At 64.1% G+C, this 20,023-nt stretch carries 26 protein-coding genes and 1 pseudogene; 8 read left to right on the top strand and 19 right to left on the bottom strand.

Features of this window, described 5'->3' with window-relative positions; all coding sequences use genetic code 11:
- Positions 1-272: 272 nt before the first annotated feature.
- The 5 genes from F600_RS32485 to F600_RS0122820 form a co-directional block, all read right to left on the bottom strand.
- On the bottom strand, positions 273-419 hold the full coding sequence (locus tag F600_RS32485) for a hypothetical protein (protein WP_245541609.1): 147 nt from the start codon (positions 417-419) through the stop codon (positions 273-275).
- 133 nt (positions 420-552) lie between these two features.
- Positions 553-1,881 (bottom strand): hypothetical protein, encoded by a 1,329-nt coding sequence (locus F600_RS0122835; RefSeq protein WP_018162984.1) that lies wholly within the window; start codon positions 1,879-1,881, stop codon positions 553-555.
- Positions 1,878-2,165, bottom strand: a complete 288-nt coding sequence (locus tag F600_RS29455) for a WXG100 family type VII secretion target (RefSeq protein WP_018162983.1) — start codon at positions 2,163-2,165, stop codon at positions 1,878-1,880. The genes F600_RS0122835 and F600_RS29455 overlap by 4 nt, the downstream gene beginning before the upstream one ends.
- Positions 2,165-2,461, bottom strand: a complete 297-nt coding sequence (locus F600_RS29450; protein WP_018162982.1) for a WXG100 family type VII secretion target — start codon at positions 2,459-2,461, stop codon at positions 2,165-2,167. Before F600_RS29450 ends, F600_RS29455 begins: the two co-directional genes overlap by 1 nt.
- A 45-nt stretch (positions 2,462-2,506) precedes the next feature.
- Entirely contained in the window at positions 2,507-2,944 is a 438-nt protein-coding gene (locus F600_RS0122820; RefSeq protein WP_156024780.1) for a hypothetical protein, read from the bottom strand.
- Positions 2,945-3,144: 200 nt separating this feature from the next.
- On the opposite strand from F600_RS0122820, the gene F600_RS0122815 reads away from it, so the two are divergent.
- Genes F600_RS0122815 through F600_RS29440 form a run of 4 tightly spaced genes read left to right on the top strand, consistent with a single transcriptional unit; the run spans position 3,145 to position 7,468 of the window.
- Complete coding sequence (locus F600_RS0122815; RefSeq protein ID WP_040632415.1) at positions 3,145-4,056, top strand: AIM24 family protein; 912 nt, start codon at positions 3,145-3,147, stop codon at positions 4,054-4,056.
- 8 nt (positions 4,057-4,064) lie between these two features.
- On the top strand, positions 4,065-6,131 hold the full coding sequence (locus F600_RS29445; protein WP_018162979.1) for a phage holin family protein: 2,067 nt from the start codon (positions 4,065-4,067) through the stop codon (positions 6,129-6,131).
- 3 nt (positions 6,132-6,134) lie between these two features.
- Positions 6,135-6,887 (top strand): MBL fold metallo-hydrolase, encoded by a 753-nt coding sequence (locus F600_RS0122805; protein WP_018162978.1) that lies wholly within the window; start codon positions 6,135-6,137, stop codon positions 6,885-6,887.
- Positions 6,884-7,468, top strand: a complete 585-nt coding sequence (locus F600_RS29440) for a DedA family protein (protein ID WP_018162977.1) — start codon at positions 6,884-6,886, stop codon at positions 7,466-7,468. The genes F600_RS0122805 and F600_RS29440 overlap by 4 nt, the downstream gene beginning before the upstream one ends.
- Here the strand turns inward: F600_RS29440 and F600_RS30800 are convergent.
- The 7 genes from F600_RS30800 to F600_RS30795 form a co-directional block, all read right to left on the bottom strand.
- The gene (locus tag F600_RS30800; RefSeq protein ID WP_018162976.1) at positions 7,428-8,195 is read right to left on the bottom strand and encodes an NAD-dependent epimerase/dehydratase family protein; all 768 of its coding nucleotides are present in this window, start codon (positions 8,193-8,195) and stop codon (positions 7,428-7,430) included. The two genes, F600_RS29440 and F600_RS30800, sit on opposite strands and share 41 nt — an antisense overlap.
- Positions 8,192-9,889, bottom strand: a complete 1,698-nt coding sequence (locus F600_RS0122790; protein ID WP_018162975.1) for a glycosyltransferase — start codon at positions 9,887-9,889, stop codon at positions 8,192-8,194. The genes F600_RS30800 and F600_RS0122790 overlap by 4 nt, the downstream gene beginning before the upstream one ends.
- Positions 9,886-11,553 carry an ABC transporter ATP-binding protein gene (locus tag F600_RS0122785; protein ID WP_162141464.1) on the bottom strand — a complete coding sequence of 556 codons (1,668 nt, stop codon included), beginning with the start codon at positions 11,551-11,553 and terminating at the stop codon, positions 9,886-9,888. Before F600_RS0122785 ends, F600_RS0122790 begins: the two co-directional genes overlap by 4 nt.
- A complete protein-coding gene (locus F600_RS0122780) occupies positions 11,546-12,706 on the bottom strand; it encodes a nucleotidyltransferase family protein (protein WP_018162973.1) in 1,161 nt (386 codons plus the stop codon). Before F600_RS0122780 ends, F600_RS0122785 begins: the two co-directional genes overlap by 8 nt.
- A complete protein-coding gene (locus F600_RS0122775) occupies positions 12,706-13,356 on the bottom strand; it encodes a glycosyltransferase family A protein (RefSeq protein WP_156024779.1) in 651 nt (216 codons plus the stop codon). The genes F600_RS0122780 and F600_RS0122775 overlap by 1 nt, the downstream gene beginning before the upstream one ends.
- Before the next feature lie 17 nt (positions 13,357-13,373).
- A complete protein-coding gene (locus tag F600_RS29430; RefSeq protein ID WP_162141463.1) occupies positions 13,374-13,778 on the bottom strand; it encodes a PqqD family protein in 405 nt (134 codons plus the stop codon).
- A gap of 139 nt (positions 13,779-13,917) precedes the next feature.
- Positions 13,918-14,535 (bottom strand): hypothetical protein, encoded by a 618-nt coding sequence (locus F600_RS30795; protein ID WP_018162970.1) that lies wholly within the window; start codon positions 14,533-14,535, stop codon positions 13,918-13,920.
- A gap of 407 nt (positions 14,536-14,942) precedes the next feature.
- Here F600_RS30795 and F600_RS0122760 point away from each other — a divergent pair, with 407 nt between their 5' ends.
- The 3 genes from F600_RS0122760 to F600_RS0122750 are packed head-to-tail and all read left to right on the top strand — an operon-like array spanning position 14,943 to position 16,459.
- A complete protein-coding gene (locus F600_RS0122760; RefSeq protein ID WP_018162969.1) occupies positions 14,943-15,491 on the top strand; it encodes a DUF3916 domain-containing protein in 549 nt (182 codons plus the stop codon).
- 10 nt (positions 15,492-15,501) lie between these two features.
- Positions 15,502-16,125 carry an ASCH domain-containing protein gene (locus F600_RS0122755; protein WP_018162968.1) on the top strand — a complete coding sequence of 208 codons (624 nt, stop codon included), beginning with the start codon at positions 15,502-15,504 and terminating at the stop codon, positions 16,123-16,125.
- Positions 16,126-16,138: 13 nt separating this feature from the next.
- Positions 16,139-16,459: a hypothetical protein gene (locus F600_RS0122750; RefSeq protein WP_018162967.1), complete on the top strand. Its 321-nt coding sequence runs from the start codon at positions 16,139-16,141 to the stop codon at positions 16,457-16,459.
- Here F600_RS0122750 and F600_RS0122745 read toward each other — a convergent pair.
- Positions 16,456-17,079: a CYTH domain-containing protein gene (locus tag F600_RS0122745; protein ID WP_018162966.1), complete on the bottom strand. Its 624-nt coding sequence runs from the start codon at positions 17,077-17,079 to the stop codon at positions 16,456-16,458. The two genes, F600_RS0122750 and F600_RS0122745, sit on opposite strands and share 4 nt — an antisense overlap.
- Before the next feature lie 158 nt (positions 17,080-17,237).
- Here F600_RS0122745 and F600_RS0122740 point away from each other — a divergent pair, with 158 nt between their 5' ends.
- Positions 17,238-17,678, top strand: a complete 441-nt coding sequence (locus F600_RS0122740; RefSeq protein ID WP_018162965.1) for a hypothetical protein — start codon at positions 17,238-17,240, stop codon at positions 17,676-17,678.
- A 2-nt stretch (positions 17,679-17,680) separates the two neighbouring features.
- On the opposite strand, the gene F600_RS0122735 is transcribed toward F600_RS0122740, so the two are convergent.
- The 6 genes and pseudogenes from F600_RS0122735 to F600_RS30790 form a co-directional block, all read right to left on the bottom strand.
- The gene (locus F600_RS0122735) at positions 17,681-18,052 is read right to left on the bottom strand and encodes a hypothetical protein (RefSeq protein ID WP_156024778.1); all 372 of its coding nucleotides are present in this window, start codon (positions 18,050-18,052) and stop codon (positions 17,681-17,683) included.
- A 20-nt stretch (positions 18,053-18,072) separates the two neighbouring features.
- Positions 18,073-18,231, bottom strand: a complete 159-nt coding sequence (locus tag F600_RS32060; protein ID WP_169518420.1) for a hypothetical protein — start codon at positions 18,229-18,231, stop codon at positions 18,073-18,075.
- 12 nt (positions 18,232-18,243) lie between these two features.
- Positions 18,244-18,411 (bottom strand): annotated as a pseudogene (locus tag F600_RS32745) (carboxymuconolactone decarboxylase family protein); the annotation flags it as partial.
- A 101-nt stretch (positions 18,412-18,512) separates the two neighbouring features.
- A complete protein-coding gene (locus F600_RS0122725) occupies positions 18,513-18,932 on the bottom strand; it encodes a hypothetical protein (RefSeq protein WP_018162962.1) in 420 nt (139 codons plus the stop codon).
- Positions 18,919-19,275: a hypothetical protein gene (locus F600_RS0122720; protein WP_018162961.1), complete on the bottom strand. Its 357-nt coding sequence runs from the start codon at positions 19,273-19,275 to the stop codon at positions 18,919-18,921. Before F600_RS0122720 ends, F600_RS0122725 begins: the two co-directional genes overlap by 14 nt.
- 119 nt (positions 19,276-19,394) lie before the next feature.
- Positions 19,395-20,000, bottom strand: coding sequence for a TetR/AcrR family transcriptional regulator (locus tag F600_RS30790; protein ID WP_018162960.1), 606 nt, complete (start codon positions 19,998-20,000; stop codon positions 19,395-19,397).
- Between the last annotated feature and the right edge of the window lie 23 nt (positions 20,001-20,023).

Below are 20,023 nucleotides of genomic sequence, written 5' to 3'. Positions count from 1 at the left end.
TCCACCGTTGCCGCCATTCCTCGTGGGTGAAGCCCATGTCGTCGTCGGTCACGCCGTACTCGTAGCCGCAGCTCGGACAGATGTCGTAATTGCCTAGTCCCTCTGCGTCGTAGGGAGGCTCGTCCAGGCCGTCGCAACCGCACACAGGGCACATGTACGTTGGTGCCACTTCTCGTCCTCGATCGGCCAGCGCGCGGAAGGCCCGCCGTGCCCTTGCGGCGAGTAGCTGGCCAGGAAAAGGAATGGTGGCGAAAGGCATACTGGTAACCGATTCAGGTAGGTGGCGGCTGGACTCGCGTTAGTTGAGAGACGGGGTCCCAGTTGGCGGGCTTGTCGCGCTTTGACCACCACTTCATCCCGGACTCAATCCAGCGGATCCGCCACTCTTCGGTCGTGATGCCCTCATCGTCGTCGGTCACGCCGAACTCGTAACCGCAACTGGGGCAGATGACGTAATTGCCGAGTCCCTCAGCATCGTAGGCTGGCTCGCTCAGATCTTCGTAACCACAAACCGGGCACATGTACCGAGTCATCGTGCGACCTCCCGTGTTGTCATGGCTGTCCGCTCCAAACAACGTCAGTGCCCCACCCCGGAGAGTTGCGGTCCCAGTAGGTCGGTGACGTTGGCTTGTAAATTGTCACGATTGTTCCATCGGAGTCGAAGATCGCGAACGTATTGGTGTTCGGGTCATATATTCGAATTCGGCCCTGTGAGTTGATCTTTGCTGCGAAGTGGTGGGTCTGCGCATCGCGCAAGAAGTCCTGAGCTGTTTGAACGTACTCTTCCTCCGACTTGGCTCCGAAGTCGTCCCCATGCCGTTGGAAGTGGTCCTCCAACTTATCTGTGTCCCGGAACTTCGTCGCCTCGAGACGAGGTAGCTCCTTGACTGTCGAAGGAGCCCCATCAATCCTCGGCCTCTCCGCGTCTGCACCCTTTCTCCCATCCTTCCCCAGCTCCTTAAGCCGCTCCGCAGTCTCCTTGGCCCGCTTGACTTCCCGAACGTCCTTGAGACCCTCAGCGATCCGCTTCTCGGTCTTCCATCCGCCGATCGCCGCGGCAATCAAGTGACCTGACTTCACGACCGCGAGGCCTGCCTTGGCGATCCCAATTCCGGCACCCACACCCAAACTGATGAACGACGACATCACCGAGATGGCGATGTCGGTGCCGATCTCGATGGCCAGGTCCTCGACGAAGCCGGTGATCGTCTCCCGAATCTCATGGGTAGCCGTCTGATAGTCGACGCAGCCTTGCTCGAGGTCCTTGCAGGACCCCAGGAGCTCATCGATCGCGCTCGATAGCTCGTCGATGTCGTCATTGATGTAGTCGACTTCGGGCGCTTCGACGGACGCCAAGGTCCGCGCGATTTCTGCGACCTCGATATTGAGGCCCGCCAGCCCGCGCCAACCACCACCCGCATCGCCCAGTTTGTCGGTGTCCCCGTTTGGAACATCGACTCCGATGGCAGCAGCAAGCCCGATGATCTTGTCGATCAATCCGTCGCTATGGCCACCCGTCGCGGACGGAAGAGTCGTCGGAAGCGCTTTCGGGGCAGCCGGCGTCGACGGCATCTGGGGCTGACTACCGCCATTGATCGTTGCGTCGTACTCGGCGCTGGCGTAGTTGAAACCCGATTGCGTCAGTACGCCGCCGTAGTTGTGCAGCGCGTCGACCAAGGCCGCCGCCGTCTGCAGGGCATCGCCCGCGGCCTTGTCGTAGGAACCGCCCCAGACAAGCCCGGAGTCATACGAGCCGGACATGGTTCCGGTCGCAGACAAAGCCTGATGCGCTTGGCTGGCAGCCTTGTGCAGATCCTCGGCGAGCGCGAAGCACTTCCGTCCCGCGTCATAGAAGGTCTGCGGCTCTACCGCGAGAGTCACGCCCTTCCCAGATTCGCCAGGTTCGTCGCGGTCGCCGAACTGTAGCTCTGGTGAGCGCGCGTGGCGGCCTGCTGCATCGCGGTGATTCCGTGGTTGAGCTCCCTTGCGCCCAAAGTCCATTCGCGATGAGCTGTGGTGAAGGACGCTGCGGCATCGCCGGTCCAATCAGCGGCGGCAACAGCCTGATCCAGTTCGGCGAGGCTTGCCTCGATGTAGTCGACGAGGCCGGCAAGCTGCGAAGTGATGTGATCCAGATGCGCGAGGTCCACGCGAAACGCGGCCATCAGGTCAGACTCAGAATGCTCGAAGAGGTGGACTGATCGCGGCCATCGAACTCAGCTGAAGTCACGCCCAGTGATCCAGCCAAACTCCGCAGAGCGGTGAAGATACGCAGGCCGCCGTCGTGCATCTCTTCCCATCCGCGGAGATAGGCGGCTCCTGCTTCACCAGTCCAGCTGGAAGCGAGGCCCGACACCTCGCGGTTCGCCAACGACAGCGCGTTCTCGAGATCAGCAGCGAGCTGTTCGGCGCGCGAGCCAAGCGTCGCTACGCCGTCGGAATGAATACGAAACTCCGTCACATAGCGGTTGGACGGTGCGGAACCGCGTTTGGTTCCATCCGAAGGTCAGCTGGCTTGGTGATTCGTGTGACCCGCTCCAGTGCTGCCGACTCCGTCGACACGTCGGGCAAGGTCGCGTAGTGCCCGGGAGAGCGATGGGTGCGCGGCAGTCACGCCGTCGAAACGCTCGGCGATCTGAGCGAGCTGCTTTGCCCGCAAGGTGATGTCGGACAGTTCGCGAACGCTGTCGAGGGCATCGAGGATCTCACTGCGCTGAGGGGTGCTCGCGTGTTCGAGAAGGATCTCCGCGATGTTGCCGCAGTACCGGCAGACAGCGGCGACATCGTCGCTGACGTCGACGGCGAGGGCCGCCGAAGGGCGTCCATTCCCGGGGTGAAAGGCCGCCATGGCGGCCGCGACGGCGCTCGCCGTGCCTTGCCGAACCAACCGCACATGCCCCTTGAGCTGCTCCACGTCTGCCTGCGAAACAAGTGCTTGGTTCATCAAATGACTCCTGTCTTTCTGCCGGCACACCTGGCGCAACGTTTCGATAACTGTCGCTGTGACCCGATGGGGTCGCCTAGGGCCGAAAGTCCCTTGGACAAGATCTTCAGTCCCGACAACGGACGACGGACTATGCACAGGCGCCTAGGGTAAAAACGGACAACAGAGCGCTTTTTGAGATGACCGATGAGGGGAAACTGATGAACGGCGAATGGCGGCCCGATCCGAGCGGGCGCTTCGAATTCCGCTGGTGGGACGGGCAGAACTGGACTGACCACGTCGCCCATCAGGGCCAGACCTTCCAGGCGCCTCTTCAGGGTCCGCCGCCCCAGATGCAGCAGCAGCCCGTACAGCAGCCGGCCCAGCCCGAACAACAGGCCCAGCCGGTGCAGCACGCCCAGCCGGTTCAACAGGCCCAGCCGGCAACTCCGGCGGAGGCGTTCGCCGGAATCACGGGCGAACTCGTCGACGGTCGCTTCAGTGAGAAGGAAGATCAGGCGATCGCAAAGCAGAACTCGAAGATGCTTCGCGTCCGCCTGGGAGAGCCGTTCATGGCTCGCCAGGGATCGATGGTGGCGTACCAAGGCAACGTCGACTTTGCGTACGAGGGTGGCGGTGCTTCGCGATTCATCAAGAAGGCGCTCACCGGTGAAGGTCTGTCGCTCATGCGATGCCAGGGGCAGGGTGACGTCTTCCTCGCGGACCTCGGCAAGGATGTGCACCTCCTGCACCTGCAGAACTCCGGAATTTCCATCAGCGGCTCGAACGTGCTCGCGTTCTCCGCCGGTCTGAACTGGAACATCGAGCGTGTCAAGGGCGGCAGCATGATGACCGGCGGTCTGTTCAACACGACTCTTCGAGGCAGTGGCTGGGTCGCCATCACCACGGATGGTCCGCCGGTCGTTCTCAACGCCGCCGAGGCACCGACCTTCGCCGACACGAACGCGATCGTTGCGTGGTCGGCTCACCTTCAGACCAATCTGAAGACGAGCTTCAAGGCGGGCGCACTCATCGGGCGCGGCTCGGGCGAAGCACTTCAGGTCGGATTTAGCGGTGTCGGCTTCGTCATCGTGCAGCCGTCCGAAGGCATCCAGATCCCCACGCAGGCTTAGCGACGACGATGGAGGACCGCGGCGCGACCCGGCGGCAAGCTGCCGTTGCGCGCCGCGCTGTCCGCGCGATCCGACCGTCCTGGTCCTGGCTTGCCGGAGTCTTGCGATCCTTCGCGATCGCGTTCACCTCCCTCGCGCTGACGCTGCAGCTCGTTCCAGGGACGCAGGTTCCGGAACGGAAGTTCACTGCGGTGATGACGCTCGTCGTCACGATCCTGCTGGTCGGAGCTTTGCTTCGACCATTGCTGGTCAAGCTGACCGTGTTGACGGGCGCGGTCGGACTGCTGATGTCCGGTTTCCTCACGCAGGCACTGATCCTGTCGATCGCATTGGCACTCGTGCCGTCGATCGAGCCGATCGCGCTGCCGGAGGTCATCGCGATGGCATGGATCGTCACGATCTTCGCCTCGCTGCTCAACTGGATGGTCGACGCCAGCACAGAGGAGGTGTTCTTTTCGCAGATCATGCGCCGCGCGATTCGCGTGTCTCGGCGGACGAAAGTCACCGGCCCCGGCCTGCTGGTCGTGCAACTCGACGGAGTCGCGCAGCCGCTGATCCGGTATGCGGCCGCGAGCGGAGCGATCCCGTTTCTGAGCAGTCTCCTCCGGTCGGGCAGCCACACCCTTCGGTCGTGGCACACCGGGCTCCCGTCGACGACCCCTGCCGGTCAGGCACGGCTGCTCCACGGAAAGGACGTGTTCATTCCGTCGTTCCGGTGGTTCGACAAAGAGCACGGCCGGATGCTCGTCGCCAACCGCCCCACCGATGCCAGGCTGATCGAAGAGCGGCTCAGTGACGGCAAGGGTTTGCTGGCCGCGGGGGGTGCGAGCATCTCGAATGTCTTCACCGGCGATGCGCCGTTTCGGGCGTTGACGATGGGCAAGATCGAACAGCCCGGCAACGAACCCGGTGCCGCCGGCTATGCCGCCGCGCGAGCCGGCTTCGTGCGATCTTTCGTGCTCTTTGCCGGACAGGTCATCACCGAGTGGTACCAAGCCCGCCGCCAGCGTCGGAGGGGAGTGGTTCCGCGCGTGAGCCGCAGCGGAGCTTTCCTCGTATTGCGTGGACTGACGACGGTGATCCTGAAAGATCTCTCGGTGTCGATCGTCGCTGATCAGATGGCCCGCGGAGCTCCCGTCATCTACGTCGATCTGCTCGACTACGACGAACTCGCGCACCATGCCGGCCCGACGCGGCCGGAGTCGATGCGCACTCTCGAGGGCCTCGATCGGGTGCTGAAGTTCTTCCACGATCTCGCCGAAGAGGTGGGCCGGGACTATGAGATCGTCATCCTCTCCGACCATGGGCAAACCCAAGGCGCGACGTTCTTGCAGCTCGAAGGTCGAACTATCCTCGACGCGGTTCGCGAGTTCGTCGACGCCGATGTCGCCGGTATCCGGGACACCGATGAGTCGTTCGGTTCCGTGCAGCGACTTCGGTTGAGTGAGAACCTGACGCCGGCACCGCTGCGGCGCACCATCCAACGAGCGGGCTCCGAGTCGGACGCGGAGGGGACGCAGACGGCGAACATCGAGGTCGCGGTCTCCGGCAGTCTCGCCAACGTGTACTTCGCCGACTATCCAGGCCGGCTCAAACGCGAAGAGGTCGAGGCGGTCGCACCTGGATTACTGCCTGGTCTTCGATCGCTCGAGCACGTCGGAGCGATCGTCACGCGCACGGCGAATGGCACCTTGTTCGTCGAGAACGGCCGCGGCTGGCGGGAGCTCACCGAGGAAGGTGCCAGGTACGGCGAGGGCGCGGACCCGCTGCTGCCGTACGGCTACCTCGCGCCCGCGGACCTGCTTCAACTCGACGGCTGCGCAAATGTCGGGGACGTCATCATTCTGGGCCGGTACGACCCGAACCTCGGTGAGGTCGCGGCTTTCGAGGAGCTCGTCGGATCGCATGGCGGACTCGGCGGGTGGCAGACCGAGGCACTTTTCGTGCACCCGTCGGACTGGGAGGTCGACGACATCCTGCTCTCCGGAACGGACATCTACCGACTGCTCGTGAACCATCTCGAGAAGCAGGGACTCCGCGAGCCCGACGTCGACTCGACCCCGGCGAAGGTCTGATCAATGTCAACCGTTTGCTGGTGGGGACACTCCTTCACGACCGTGCGTCTGGGGTCGATGGCCGTCGTGACGGATCCGCTCGCGGCGACCCGACTGTTCCATCTTCGTCGTGCTGCACCGCCTCCGCCGCCGGAGGCACTGACCGCAGATCTGGTTCTCATTTCGCACCTGCACCTCGACCATCTGCACGTGCCTACGCTCCGACAATTCGGTTCGGCAACCCCGATCGTCGTCCCGAAAGGCACCGCATCGGCGATCGGTGGACTCGAGGGGATGCACCTGATCGAGGCCGAACCGGGGGAGACGATCGAGATCGGCGAAGTGAAGATCGAGGTTCTGCCGGCCCGCCACGACGGTCGTCGCCTGCCGCATCCGCGTGCCCATCGGGCTCCCGCACTCGGGTTCCGGTTCGCCGCAGCGGGCCGGTCCTGCTGGTACCCCGGCGATACGGGAGTGCAGGACTTCTCGGCAGTCGAAGCCGTCGACCTCGCACTCGTGCCGATCGGAGGATGGGGCCCGACACTGGGCGTACATCATCTGAATCCGTCTCAGGCCGCAGCTGCCCTGCGCGAGGTTGGTGCCCGCTACGCCGTTCCCGTGCACTACGGCACCTTCTGGCCGGTTGGCCTGGAGTACCTGATGCGGTCCAATCACGAACGGTTGTTCTTGGCACCGGCTATCCGATTCCGCAACGAGATGGCTGGCGCGGGCACCAGCGTCATCGTTCCCGAATTCGGCGAAACGGTTGAGCTATGAACTCTTTCGGCTGGGTCGGGTTGTTGACACTGTTCGGCTTGGTGGCGTTCGGCGCGATTGTCCCGGTCGTCCCGACGGGTGCGCTCGTCAGTGGCGCGGCTGTGCTCGCCGGCGCCGAAATGCCGCTCGACGTTCTCGTCGTCATCGGGTTCGGGGCCGCCGGAGCGTACGTCGGCGACGTTGTCACCTATGCGGCACTTCGCGGTGCCGGAGTGACCCTCGCTCAGCGGATGGGCTGGCTCCGCGCGGCCGACCCGACCCGGGCCCTTCAGTTGGTTCGAGAGCGACTCGAACGCAGCGAGGTTCGCGCGCTCTTGTTGTCGCGGTTGATACCTGGCGGACGAATTCCGGTGCTGCTCGCGGCAGCGTTGGGCGGCTATCCGTTGGTGCGTTTCGCCAGCGCGAACGTCGCCGCGGCGGTCCTGTGGTCGGCGGTCTACGCCTCGATCGGAATCGCGGGAACTGCTGTGTTCCCGAATCCGACGACGGCGCTGATCGCCGTCATCATCTGCGCATTGGTCGTGTCCGTCGTGCCTGGGCTCATCGAGCGGATGCGGGAGCCGAAGACCGAAGAGGTTTGACAATCCGCCGGACGACCCGTGCAACGAGGCCCCGGTCTGGGTTCCAGGCATCCCGAGGGACATAACCGAGAATCTCCCGAGCTCGCGAAAGATCCCACACGCCAGCCGGATTCGCCGAGGTCACCGGCACGACATGGAAGCCCGTCCACGGTGCCAACGTCGCGCGGGTCAGCGCGGCAACGGCGTCGGACGGGCTGAGCCAGCAGCTGTCTTCCCACGGATCTTGGCGGATCGGCCGAGCATCGCCGGGAGGGCAGCCGCCGATGCGGAGCGCGATCGAATCAATTCCACGCGACTCCCAGAACCACTTCGCGATCTGCTCGCAGAAGACCTTTGACGCACCGTACGCGTTCGATCCAGGAGCGGCGATATCGGCGGGAATCGGTCCGCCGGTCCAGGCTCCGCGCGCGGCCCAGACCGAACTTGCGAGCACCACGCGGCTGACGTTGTGGTCGGCCGCCGCCTCATAAACGTTCATCGTCGCGGCCACGTTCGACGTCAGAACCTCGGGCCATCCGGCGTCGGGACGTGCGTCCCCGGCGAGATGGATGATGACGTCGTGACCCGCGAAAAGGTCAGTCCACGAGCCACTTTCGCGAAGATCTCCGCGGTGGCAGCCGTCTGATGGCGCGATGTCGATCAGGGTCAACTCGTGCCGGCCGCGAAGCGCCGCGGACATTCGGCTGCCGAGATTTCCCGCGGCGCCCGTGACGACGATTCGGGTCATCGGCGTTCCATCATCCGTTTGCGATCGAGTGCCTTCTTCACGGCGCGCACCACATGCAGTTCGACGTGGTCGCGACCTTCGGTCATGTTGGCGCCGTGCCGGCGTACTTCGAGCGTCGCGATCGGTAGGCGCGTCAACTTCGCTCCACCGGCTTGCAGGCGCGCGAACCAGTCGATGTCCTCGGCGAATCGCATGTCTTCGTCGAATCCGCCGATGGCGTCGAACACTTCCCGGCGGTAGACAGCCGCCCCGATGTACCACGGGAACGAAGCCTCCGGGACGCCGAACGGCTGCCAGGTTCCGTCCGGGTTGAGCCTCGACATCTGCGCATGGCCGATGACGACATCGGCGTCCGAGGACGTCAACTCCTGCACCAAGGCTTCGAGGCGGCCCGCCGGCCAGACGTCGTCGACATCGAGGAAGGCGACGAGGCTTCCCGCGGCCGCCGCGATCCCGGCGTTGCGTGCCGATGCTGGTCCGCGCTGTTCTTGGCGCACTACGACGACGTCGGGGGCGACGATGTCCAACTCGTCGGTGGAACCGTCGTCCACGACGATGATCTCCACCCGCGGATAGCCCTGAGCCCGAATGGACGCGACCGCATCGGCGATAAACGCGGCGCCATCGTGAACCGGGATGATGACGCTGATCATCGGGCGGTCGGATGGTTTGTTCATCTGCAGTTGGGCGGGATCATCGAGGATCGATCGGAGAGCACTGAGAAGCTGCACCGAATCGGCGCCGATCCCGAGCTGACCGCTCGGAATGCGGTCGAGCAAGGCATCGACCGCATCCTCGAGTCCGTCCGGGTGCGGAATCTGTTCCAAGGTCGAGTTCAAAGCGGCGGCCCGCACGCCTTCGCGGGTCGTCGCTTCGACCTCCGAATCCCTGGTACCCGTGATCCGCACCGAGGCGATCGCGGACAACGGCATCGACCGCTCGACCAGCACGGATGGCATCTGCAACGTTGCCTTCTCATCGCCTGGCGAGTGACTCCGTGCGAAGTCACCGATCGTGGTGTCCGGCGTCAGTTTCGCGGTCGCGTAGACGTGGTGAACCGTGGGCGGATCGGACGAGATTGCGACATAGTCGTCGCCGAGAAACCGGAAGCCAGCGGCCGCGGCCCGCACGGATGTGGTCGATTTGCCCGCGCCACCTCGACCGACGAGCAGTGCCGCTCGACCGTCGGCACCGACCGCAGCGCCATGCACGAGATGCCGTCCGTCGCGTCGGAGAATCCAGCCGATCATGGTGCGCATCGGTGATGAGCGCGCCCAATATGGCAGGTCAGAAGGGTTGGAGACCCAGTAACTGCCGACTCCTTGGTCCAGATCGAGCACGGAGACGGAATGCTCGCTCCAATGGAACGCGCTCCGCAGGTGCTTGGTCTCGAAGCCGTCGATCTCGCCCCGCGACGTGAACCGAGTCCCGCGCACGGGCGGCGGCATGGACACGCCCGTGCTCGCCGAATCCCACACCGTCACGACCACTGCGTTCGGCGCCGGCTCGTCGACCACATGCAACGCGAGCGCCGGGAGGAACTGCTCTGCGAGCGCATCGCCGGCGAACTCCAGTCGGATCGGGCATCCGGCAATCACCAGGTCACAGGACCGCCGACTCGACGCTGCGATCGCCTCCCGCGCGGCCGCGTGCACCTGCGAGTGGAAATCTTGTTCGGAGACAGCCGGATTCACGAGCGACTCAGATCGACAAGGCTGCCGGCTTCGAGAAGATGCTCATCAGCGCTGGAGATGACGTCGGCGTCGTGCGTTGCCGTGACGATCGCCATCGCGGGGTGCGCCGCCGCGATTCGATCGAGGATCTCCGGCAGAAGACCCTGGGCAAGGTGGTTGCCGGGTTCGTCCAGCACCAGCATCTCGGGACCGCCGATCAAGCCACGCGCGATCGCCAGCTGCTGGGCTTGACCACCCGAGAGTCGGCTACCCGCATCGCCGATGACGGTGTCGATCCCCTCCGGCAATTCCGAAATCCAGCGGTCTGCGAGGACCACGTCGAGCGCGCTGCTCAGCTCGTCGATGCTCGCGCCGGGTCGGCCGTAGCGGAGGTTGTCCGCTATCGAGCCATGGAACAGAAGCGGTCGTTGCGCGACATAGCCCACGCGACGGCGGATCGACGAGGGGTCGAGGTCGTCGAACCGACGCCCGGCAGCAGAGACCAACCCCTTGAGTGGTGGTCGCAGACCCAGGATCGTTTCGAGGAGGGTCGTCTTCCCGGAACCGTTGGCACCGCGGAGCACCACGTGATTCCCCGCGCTGACCTGGAGGTCGACGCCGCTGATCAGCACGTCGTCATGACCGATATCGACCCTGGATAGCTGAAGCGGCAGGAGCTTTTCGCACAGCTCGCCGGTCGGCTCCGCCGTGGGTTGTCCGTCGAAGGGCGGCTCGCTCAGGCGCCGGATCGACTCGAGTCCGGACGCGATCTCCGGGAATGCGCTGCCGGCTTGAGTGACCGTTCCCGCGAGCAGTACGGCGCCGGTGTAAAACGCGAGAACGCTTGCCGCTGAGGTGGTTCCCTCGATGACCAGGATGCTTCCCGTCGCCATCAGAATGAGTGCGATGACCGAGGTCATGAAGGCCTGCGATGCCGCGACCCGAGCAAACCCGCTGGTCATGGCGATCGCGCGTGACGACAGCGTGTCGATCGTCGACCCGATGCGATTGATCTCTTGCTGTTCGTATCCGCGGTGCCGGGTCAGCGCGTGGTGGGAGAACAGGAAGGCGGAGTCGCGAGCGACGTCTTCGAACGCCTGCTGGAATTCGGCGGTGTCCACTGCCGAACGTTTCTGTGCAATTCGTTGCGTGACGACAGCGAGGGGCGAGATCAGTATCCCGGCCACCGTGAGCTGCCAATTGAGCCAGACGAGGCCAGCGCCGATGATCAGGCCGGCGCAGGCCGCCGGGACCATCGCGGAGAAAACGCGGTACAGCAGATTGTCGATTCGTTCGGTGCCGTGCACGAACCGAGCGCTGACCCAACGATGGTCGTGTTCGATCCAGGTTTCCGACGGCTGATGCATGATCTGGGTGACCAGGTCGCGCCGAAGATCTGCGCCCACCCCGCGCGCGATCACGGCCGCCGTGCGTCGCTGCAGGAACGACGCGGCGGCGGCGACGAATCGCAGTCCGATGGCTCCACCGCACAGGAGGACAACTGCCGGTGTGTTGTGCTCGGGGAGCGCCGTCGCGAAGACCCCGTGGATGACGAGCATCGTGGCGACCGCGAGAACGGCGAGAACGATGGCGAGGAGGGCCGCGGTCAGCACGAATCGACGACGAGACCGCAGTCCACGCCAGAGAATGCGCGTGATCGCGGAGGTGTCCGGGCGCTCAGTCATCGGCAATCCCAGCAACTCGGCGCCGCGCGGCATGAAGTAGTTCCCGGCGCTTGCTCACACCCCACTTGTCCCGGATGAAGTGCGGTTCGGTGCCCAAGGCGGCCGACCAGGCCAGGTTGGGATCAGCGCGCCACCACACGGACGCGAACTCACCGGCCCGTCGAGGGAAACCATTGCGGCTCTTGTCGTTCCGGACTTCCATCCGTTCCAGCAGGGAGGTGCGGCGGCCGAGTGCGGCAAGAGTCTCCGCGGGAATCGGGGTGTCTAGGTATTCACTGAGCCAGGACAGGCACGCGAAGAAGCGGCGCGACATACGAATCGCCGTGGCGAACGCGGCGATGGCTTCCCAGTCGATGCCATCGCCGTAGTAGGACGCCAGCAGGTGAACATCCGCCGCCCACCGAATCGGCGATTCGGCGTTGGACTGCGCACCATGTTGGATCGCGTGCGCGAGAAGGCGATCTGGTGCGGGAACGTGCACCGGCGCACCAACCATCGTCGAGGTCGTGGTCCCGGCACGCAGCCACTTTTCCCACCGGCTGGGAACTGGGAAGTTCGTTATCCGCCAATGCAGGTCGACGATTGCGGGCGAACCGGGGAGCGTCATTCCGATGCTGTGACGCCAGGGCAGGAAGGACATCCGGACGTCGGGGTCCGGAACCCAGCCGGCGTCCGTGAGGAGTTGGAGAGCCGCAGGTCCGCGCACTGCGTCGACGAGCAGATCGACGTCAGCCATCGGTCGCGTTCGGGTACCCGGCAAGCGATCCAGCGTCGTCAGTGCCGCACCCTTGAGCAGCGTGACTCGCAGATCGCCGCGGCTCAGCGCATCTATCGCCGCCCGCCCGCCGAAGAGTTGCCGCTGATTCCGGACCCACGACATCTTCGCCGTCCCGGCGATCCGGCCGGAATGGTCGCCCTGCAAGCCGAGGCGCTCGATACGTTCGGCGATGAGGGGGAGGAGGCGGAACATTCCAGCATCGAGTCCGGAGTTCAGATCGACCGTTCGTTCCCACGTCGTCAGGTCTGTTTGCGCAGATTCCTCGGGACCGACAGCCGCCCGCAGCGTCAGGCGAGTCGCTTCGTCGGGAATGTAGTGGCGCAGGTCATCGGGCCCACCACGCTGGCGGTGAGCGATCGGTCGACGCTCGGTCATCATGCGCGCCTCGCATGGGCAGCGCGGGCAATGCGCAGGAAGTCGCGCACGAGAACGTCCGGGCGCCGGGTGGTGTTCGAGTCGTGGGAACGACGGAGAAGAACGACATCGTAAATGCTCGTGAATCGCACGCCGGAATCGTGCGCGCGCGCCGTCCAATCGATCATTTCTCCGACCTCGAGCGACTCGTCGAAGTCGCCGACCAGGCGTTGTGCACCGGTACGAATGAGCATCGTTCCGGGCAGGCGACCCACCGAAGACATGGAGCCTTCGAGGCCTTGAACCCCACCGAAGACAACGTCAATGGAGGGGTCCGCGAGCAGGGGCGCGGCTCGTTTCGACAAACTGTCGACGGTCCAGACGTCGTCGGAATCGAGGAACGCCAGAGCGTCGGTGGTGACTCCCTGCCACGCGGTGTTCCGCGCGGCAGCGATTCCACGTCGCTCGCGGTGGGTGCGAATGTCGATGCCCGGGATGATCTCGCGTGCGATCTGGTCTGGAGCGACGTCGGAACCGTCGTCCACGAGAACCACCCGAGTGACCGCGATTCCGTTCACATCCTGCTCCGCAATACTGCGAAGCGCGTGCGGCAGTAGCTCGCCGCGGTTGTGGCACGTGACCAGAACGCTGATCGTGAGTGGCTGCCGCATGTGGTCCAAGCTGACCGTCACGTGCGAGTCGGGTTGGCGGTGGGCCAGCCGCTATCGGCGACGTCGTGGATGGGGTCGAGCTGGATCATGTCGGCGAGATCGTCGTAGGAGTTCAATTGCGGAACCGACCAAGGCGTCTCCGCGAGGCTGACCGACTGGGGCGCGCCTTCGGAATACGTTGCCGGAATGAGCAATCCGCCCTCGACGAGAGTGTCGAGAAACGCTCGAACAGATTCTGCGACGGGTTCACTCGGCCATTGCTCGGTAAGGGCGGCGATGGCGCTGGCCTCGTCGACGCCATCAGTCACGAGACGCCAGATCACCGCGCCGACCCCGTCCGTCGCGTGATAGCGACCGGCTACGAGATCGAGAACGATGAGCTCGCCGTCGATGATCTCGCTGACCACGTTCGGGGTTGGCACGATGAATGTCCGGTTCAATGAGATCTCCGGGTGTCGAATGGCAGGTCCGGGGTCCTGGACCTCAGTGTCCGCCGCGGCGTTGGGAGCAATCGTATGTCGGCATCCGGAAGATCCGAATGCCGACATAACGTGCGTGACGTCAGAGCAGACCCGGCATGACCGTGTAGCTGGCCGTCATGTCCGGTGCGCCCTGGTCGACGGTTGCCTGGACGACCCAGTGGCTGGTGTTCGAACCGTCCACTCGTGTGCCGCTCGTGTCGGTCTGGCCGGCGTAGTTGTTCGCCATGAAGACGACCGATGAGCCGTTGTCGGCGTCGTAGGTGACATCGACGCCGAATCCCTTCTGGTTCCAGGTCGAGGCGCTCACGGTCTCCGATGCGCCGGGAGCCAACTCCGACTGCGGCGAAACGATCCAGTCGCCGTAGGGGTTGTCCGAACCATCGAGGTGCAGCGTCGCGTCGGTGTTGTTCGTGATGGTCATCTTGATCATCCCGGAGTAGTCGGGGATGACCGGGTGAACCGGCTGGGTGGGGGTGACGGGCTTGGTGGGAGTCACCGGCGTCGTGTGGATGACCGGTGTGATCGGGCTCGCCGGGGTCGTCGTCTTGTGCACTGCGATCGTCTGGATGGGTGCGGTAGCGGCCGGCTTCTGGGCTTCGTGGATAGCAAGTCCGAACGCGGCTCCGCCGAGACCGGCGAGTACGGCTGCGGTGCCAACAAGAGCGACGGTGCGACGGCGGTTGGTGCTCGTGTTCATTTCGGGACTCCTTGACTAGCAGCGTTTTCGGTGTGACTTAAGAGTCCCGCTGGAAGCACTTCCGGCGCGTCCGCTGATCTGTCGCTCGAGAGGTGGAACGTGCGTTCCCCCGATTGGGGGACATCGGGCCCACTCCTTTGGCTGGTCCGATTTCGCCCGGACGAAAATCCGTTGCGAGGCCCTTCCCCGCGGGCGTAGTTTCGCCAACGTCGACAGGAAGGGAGGTGGTCTGAGAAATGGTTATTTTCAGGACTGATGAGGTGACCTCTGTTTAGGTGGTCACCCACCTGAAACCGAAACGGAAGCCCGGAAGATGAGAGCCATCTTCCGGGCTTTCGCCGTTTCGCGGGATCGCAACTTTGACAGCCGTCCCGCCAGCTCGCCACGCTGAATCCTGTGAGTGAACGATGAGGCGGATCGACCCGGGACCGTGGCGGCCGGACAAGAAGCTGCGCAACAAAGCCCGGCACATGCGCACCCTCCGGCGTTGGCACGCCGAGATCGAGGATTGGTTTCCAGGACCCGAATGGCTTGACGGTCGGGACTACTACAACTTCAAAGTCCCTGCGTATGCGCGGCTTCTAGAGTCTCGATTCACGACCAACAGCATTCGGCGTGCCTGCATCAACGAGGCATTTCTGACGGCGGAGGTGCTGGAGAACTCCGAACTGAGGCCACCGGACTGCCGCGTGGCCGTGGTCATCAGCACTCCGGACATGTTCTCCTCCGAGGTGGCGATCTTCTTTTCTGAGGACTATTTCGAACGGTTTCTTCCGGCGACGGAGAGCTACGTCATCCACGAAGTAGTCGGCATCGCACCAGCCCACCCGGATCTCATCGCGCCGATTCGGCCGAACGCGCCAGAGGGACTCGAGTTCTACGGCGGCACGCGAATTAGCGACCCGGAGCTCTCGTGCGATCTATTCCAGTGGCTGTGGTCCTACCCTCGACGGTAACTTTGGTCTTGTGCTGATTTCCAAGCCGATCGCGGAGGCGATTCGGGAGGGTCGCGTCACCGCGCAGTTTCGGCGATGGGATGTGCCACGCGTGAAGGTCGGTGGCACCCAGCTGACGGCGGCGGGCTTGATCCAATTCACCAAGGTCACCCAGGTCCGCGATATCGAGAAGATCAGCGATCGTGCCGCGCGAGCTGCGGGAATGAAGAATGCCGAGGCGCTCAAGACCGCGCTCCGGAAGGCCGCGAACCGCACGCCGACCGCGCGTGGAGGCAAAGGCGGCGACAAGATCTTCCGCATCGATGTCGCGTGGGTGGGTGAGGACGAGCGGATCGAACTGCGGCAGACGATGCCTAGTGACGCTGAGCTGGTGCAGCTGGAGGCGAAGCTCGCACGGCTCGACGCGCGGGAATCCGGGCCGTGGACGCGCGAGATTTTGGAGTGGATTCGCGCCAATCCGCGCGTGGTCTCGAAGGAATTGGCGGCCCTGCGCCAAGTCGAACTCCTGCCGATGAAGATCGACATCCGCAAGCTGAAGGCACTGGGCCTGACCATCAGCCACGAGGTCGGCTATGAGCTTTCACCGCGGGGCAATGCCTACCTCAACTGGATCGCCACTAGCTCGCACGACTGATTCGGAGAAGCCCATGAATCTGGAGCCCCGTCCCCGGCCGAAGCTCGTCGGTCCGCGCGAAACCGAATCGACGGTCTACAGCGAGCCGTACGAAACCTCCGACGGCTCAACGATCATCCGCGTCACCAGGTACGGAGGCCGGTTTCGCCCGGGGCCGCGTGCGCTCGGCGTTTTCGTGATTCGAGATGGCCACGTCGAGTGGAGCCCGGTCATCGACGCGACGCGGATTGCGATGCTCGGTGAGACGGTGGGCTTGGTCGCCGCGACGTTGGGGACGATCGCGATGATCCGCCGGCCGCCGTGGCCGGATATTCGGATCAGCCGCAAGCGCTAAGCAGGTCCGAGGCGGTTCTGGCCGAGTGAGTGCAGGAACTGCGGTCCGACCAGCGCGAGTTCGCGACGGTACGCTTCGGCCCACGTTCCGAATGGCTCGTACGCGAGATGCTCGTTCTTGAATCGCGGGTCGTCGGACAATTCGGTCGCGCAGAACTCGGGGATCATCAGGTCGACCACGGGCCCGCCGCGTTCGACTTCCGCGACGACGAGCGGTGCGTTGCCACCGAGGAAGCGGTCGAGGATCCAGCCGTCCTCACCGAGCCACAGCGAGTAGCGAATTTTGGCGACGACGTGGTCCGCGCGGCGAACGATCTGGCCCGCGACCAGCGGATCCAATTCACGCTCGGCCTCGTAACGGGTTCCGCCGATAGCCGGCCCTTTCGCGGCCATTGTTCCCAACGCGTTGTCGCCGAGGGCGTCGATGAGGCTGCCCGGGTCCGCGTCGACGCCCGCAGGGGCGGGGCCTTGAACCCGCATGCGGACCGCGTATCCGTCCTTGGCGAAGAAATAGGCCTGGACGATCAACGCCGGTGTCGGGTCAGCCTCGACGACGGAAGGAAGTTCGTGGACGAAAAACTTCCGCTCGAATTCGAAGTCACCGAAGCCGGTCTCAGACATACGCAACACCGTAATGGCTGTGCGGAGAAAATCTACGTTTGACGTGCCTGCTCCATGGGCAGAGATCAACCGCCCGGTGCATTCCCCGGTGGGACTCTGGCTAATGTCGGCGCCATCGCACCCCGGGAGGCCGTCATGAAATTGTCGTCGCGATTGCGATGATTTTGGGTCTGGCGGGAACCGCGCTCGGCGCCGCTGCCTTCTTTCGAAGTGAGAGCGCCTTCACGACGCAGACGATCAACCTCAAAGGCGGAAAGCCGGACGTCCGGGTGTCGTATCCAGCGCCCGGAATTCCCGCGAACCACCCCAACGGAAATCTCGTGGAAGTGCGTAATTCGAAGGTCACCGGCGATCGGACGGGCGAATACGTCCGGACCTGCACTCCAGTCATGGACGACGAAATCGAGTGCGATGGCGCATTCCGCCTGAGCGACGGCACGGTGGAAATCCTGACGACCGAACACGACGATCCCGGCGAGATCACCGCGACCGCCGCCATCTCCGGCGGAACGGGTGCCTACGTCGTCGCCGTCGGAACCGTCGAGGTGAACTTCGACGAGAACACCTACTCGCTGCGCCTGATCCTGCCGAAGCTGTAGCGCTACTGGCAGGCCGAGCTCAGCGACTGATATAGGTCGACCTTCTGATCGATGAATGCCTGCATCTGGCTGGCGGTGAGGTCGGCGGTGTTCAGGCCGCCGACCTTGTCCGACATCGTCGTGAGGGCATCGCGAAGCGTGGCATCCTGCGCTTTGTCCGCCAGAGCAGAGAGCTCCTGCGAGGCGGTCGCGGCGTCACGTGCCGTCTGGGCCGGATCGTCGAGGTTCGGTACGAAATCAGCCGCTTTCAGGGCCTTGACGCACAGACTCGCCTTGTCCCAGGTGTTCGCGGCGTCATTCAGCTGTTCGCAGCCCGCCAGGAGCAGCGCTGCGAATACCACTACCAACGCCCGATTTGTGCCCTTTGTACGCATGCCCACGAATGTACGTGCTGTCAGCGACCGAAGATACGCGAGAAGATTCCGGGCGACGCCTCGGCGTGACCTTCGCACCACTGGTCGCTGGCAACTGACGCCTTCACTGCATCGACATGCTGACCGCACCCGGTCCAGGTCGTCTTACCGCAGGTCCGGCAGGGGATTGGGCTGCACATGAGCGGTCCTTCCTAGGCCGGGTCTTCGCCGGCAGAGTTGGCGGATTCGAATTCACAGAACGCGTCGAACGCCCGCGGTCCATAAATGGTGGCAGTTCCACCCTTCATGAGGAAGGTCACCCCGATCGCCTCGGCCGCTTCCTGTCGGGTTGCGCCGGCGCGAGCGGCAGCTTCGGCGTGTTCGCCAAATCCCATGTAGACCTCCGGAACTGCGCGTCGAAGTTCGCCGTGGAGCGGGGAGAGCTCCTGTAGAAACTCGAGAAGTTGTTCCTGACCTTGGCTTAGGTGAGCTCCCGGTTCGCCGAAAGCGACTGGCGAACCCAGACGCTGAAGGCCTGGGCGGCGCGCCCGGCGGCGAGGTATGCGCCATCGGCGATGACATCGTGCGTGCGATGAACGGCGATCGTCGGGTAGCGGGTAACCGGGATCGCCTCGAGGATCGTGAACGGAATCGCGGCGATCGCGTGGTGGCCGAACTTGGCGACCGTCGTCCCGAGTTCGACTGCGGCGGCTGTGGTCTCGGTCTGCTGAACGAGGCGCTCCCGGCTCTCTGCGAACACCTCGAGTTCCCGGAGGTAGGCCTCATGGCGATGTGCCGCGGACTCGACTTCCTGGACCTGCTTCTTGCTTCGCCACATGCGGTGGGCGGCGACGCCGGTGCCGACGGCTGCGATCGCGGCGAGTGCGTCAGCGCCCTTCATGGATCTGGACCTCCGCCTCGACGCCCTGCTGCGCGAGTTGATCCTTGAGGATCGACACAGTCTGCGAATAGACCTGGCGGCGGATGAGTTCGGGTGCCACGCTTCCGGCCGGGCCGGCGATCTTCACCTGACTCGCCGCGAGTTCGAGCGGGTTGAGGATTTCGATGGTGATCACTCTGTCCTTGCCTGCGAACGCGGCTTCGTGGACAGGCGGAACCGAATGTCCGGTTGCGAGGGCAACCTTCGCCTCGTGCGTCTTCTGCTGCAATTCCTTCACTTTGTGGAGAAGGACGGCGACGGCGCCGACGGTGGCGAGCTGGGCACCGATGGTGAGTGCCTTCATGGTTCGCTCCTACTTGGTATTGCTTGGGGTATTCGCCTACTGAGTGTACAGCTGTACACACAAATTGCTAGATGAGACGTTGACGTGCGTGATTTATCTCAAACGAGGAGCAAGTGCGTTCACTCGGCGATGCTGCGAACGCCACCCCAGAGAAGCTTCACTGCCATCTCGCTGATCTCGGCGCTGCTGACTTCAGGGTGCTCGAACCACCATTCGCAAAGTCCGCGGATTGCTGCGGTGAGCATTACGACGCTGATGGTGCGATCGGTGTTGTCGATGTCGAGTCCGGCGCGCTCGGCGTCGGCGGCCAGTGCCGCGCTGAGTGCTTGGTCGGAGAGGTCTCGAAGGTCGCGGCCGGCCTGTGCGATATCGGCATCTGTTCGCGAGTCCAGGGCGAGCATGCGGAACGCGAGCGGGCGTTGCTGAACGAAGTCGAAGTGGGTCCGGACCACGGCTGCGAAGCGTTCGTAACTGGTTCCCGCTCCGAGAAGTTGTTCGGTCAGTGCGGCGAGCAGCGCGGACATCTCCTCCATGAGGAATGACTGAACGAGCGCTTGCTTCGAGGGGAAATGGTCGTACATGACGGTTCGCGAAACGCCTGCTCGGCTGGCGATATCGCCGATGGAGACCTCGTCGTAGGCGCGTTCGGCGAACAGGGCGCGCGCAGCGTCGACAACAAGTTCTCGGCGCTGCTCGCCCTTTAATCGGCGCTTCGGTTCGGTCACGGCTCAAGATTACCGACACAACT

The organism is Smaragdicoccus niigatensis DSM 44881 = NBRC 103563 (assembly GCF_000380645.1).
GTDB lineage: Bacteria > Actinomycetota > Actinomycetes > Mycobacteriales > Mycobacteriaceae > Smaragdicoccus > Smaragdicoccus niigatensis.
Note: the sequence above shows the minus strand (reverse complement) of the source record. Positions and strands in the feature narration are given on the sequence as shown.

Coding starts and splice junctions, on each gene's coding strand:
- F600_RS29455 (WP_018162983.1), bottom strand. CDS start 2,165: ATGGCCGCGTTTCGCGTGGACCTCGCGCATCTGGATCACATCACTTCG.
- F600_RS0122820 (WP_156024780.1), bottom strand. CDS start 2,944: ATGAACCAAGCACTTGTTTCGCAGGCAGACGTGGAGCAGCTCAAGGGG.
- F600_RS0122815 (WP_040632415.1), top strand. CDS start 3,145: ATGAACGGCGAATGGCGGCCCGATCCGAGCGGGCGCTTCGAATTCCGC.
- F600_RS29445 (WP_018162979.1), top strand. CDS start 4,065: ATGGAGGACCGCGGCGCGACCCGGCGGCAAGCTGCCGTTGCGCGCCGC.
- F600_RS0122805 (WP_018162978.1), top strand. CDS start 6,135: ATGTCAACCGTTTGCTGGTGGGGACACTCCTTCACGACCGTGCGTCTG.
- F600_RS29440 (WP_018162977.1), top strand. CDS start 6,884: ATGAACTCTTTCGGCTGGGTCGGGTTGTTGACACTGTTCGGCTTGGTG.
- F600_RS30800 (WP_018162976.1), bottom strand. CDS start 8,195: ATGACCCGAATCGTCGTCACGGGCGCCGCGGGAAATCTCGGCAGCCGA.
- F600_RS0122785 (WP_162141464.1), bottom strand. CDS start 11,553: ATGACTGAGCGCCCGGACACCTCCGCGATCACGCGCATTCTCTGGCGT.
- F600_RS0122780 (WP_018162973.1), bottom strand. CDS start 12,706: ATGACCGAGCGTCGACCGATCGCTCACCGCCAGCGTGGTGGGCCCGAT.
- F600_RS0122775 (WP_156024779.1), bottom strand. CDS start 13,356: ATGCGGCAGCCACTCACGATCAGCGTTCTGGTCACGTGCCACAACCGC.
- F600_RS30795 (WP_018162970.1), bottom strand. CDS start 14,535: ATGAACACGAGCACCAACCGCCGTCGCACCGTCGCTCTTGTTGGCACC.
- F600_RS0122760 (WP_018162969.1), top strand. CDS start 14,943: ATGAGGCGGATCGACCCGGGACCGTGGCGGCCGGACAAGAAGCTGCGC.
- F600_RS0122750 (WP_018162967.1), top strand. CDS start 16,139: ATGAATCTGGAGCCCCGTCCCCGGCCGAAGCTCGTCGGTCCGCGCGAA.
- F600_RS0122745 (WP_018162966.1), bottom strand. CDS start 17,079: ATGTCTGAGACCGGCTTCGGTGACTTCGAATTCGAGCGGAAGTTTTTC.
- F600_RS0122740 (WP_018162965.1), top strand. CDS start 17,238: ATGATTTTGGGTCTGGCGGGAACCGCGCTCGGCGCCGCTGCCTTCTTT.
- F600_RS0122735 (WP_156024778.1), bottom strand. CDS start 18,052: ATGCGTACAAAGGGCACAAATCGGGCGTTGGTAGTGGTATTCGCAGCG.
- F600_RS32060 (WP_169518420.1), bottom strand. CDS start 18,231: ATGTGCAGCCCAATCCCCTGCCGGACCTGCGGTAAGACGACCTGGACC.
- F600_RS0122725 (WP_018162962.1), bottom strand. CDS start 18,932: ATGAAGGGCGCTGACGCACTCGCCGCGATCGCAGCCGTCGGCACCGGC.
- F600_RS0122720 (WP_018162961.1), bottom strand. CDS start 19,275: ATGAAGGCACTCACCATCGGTGCCCAGCTCGCCACCGTCGGCGCCGTC.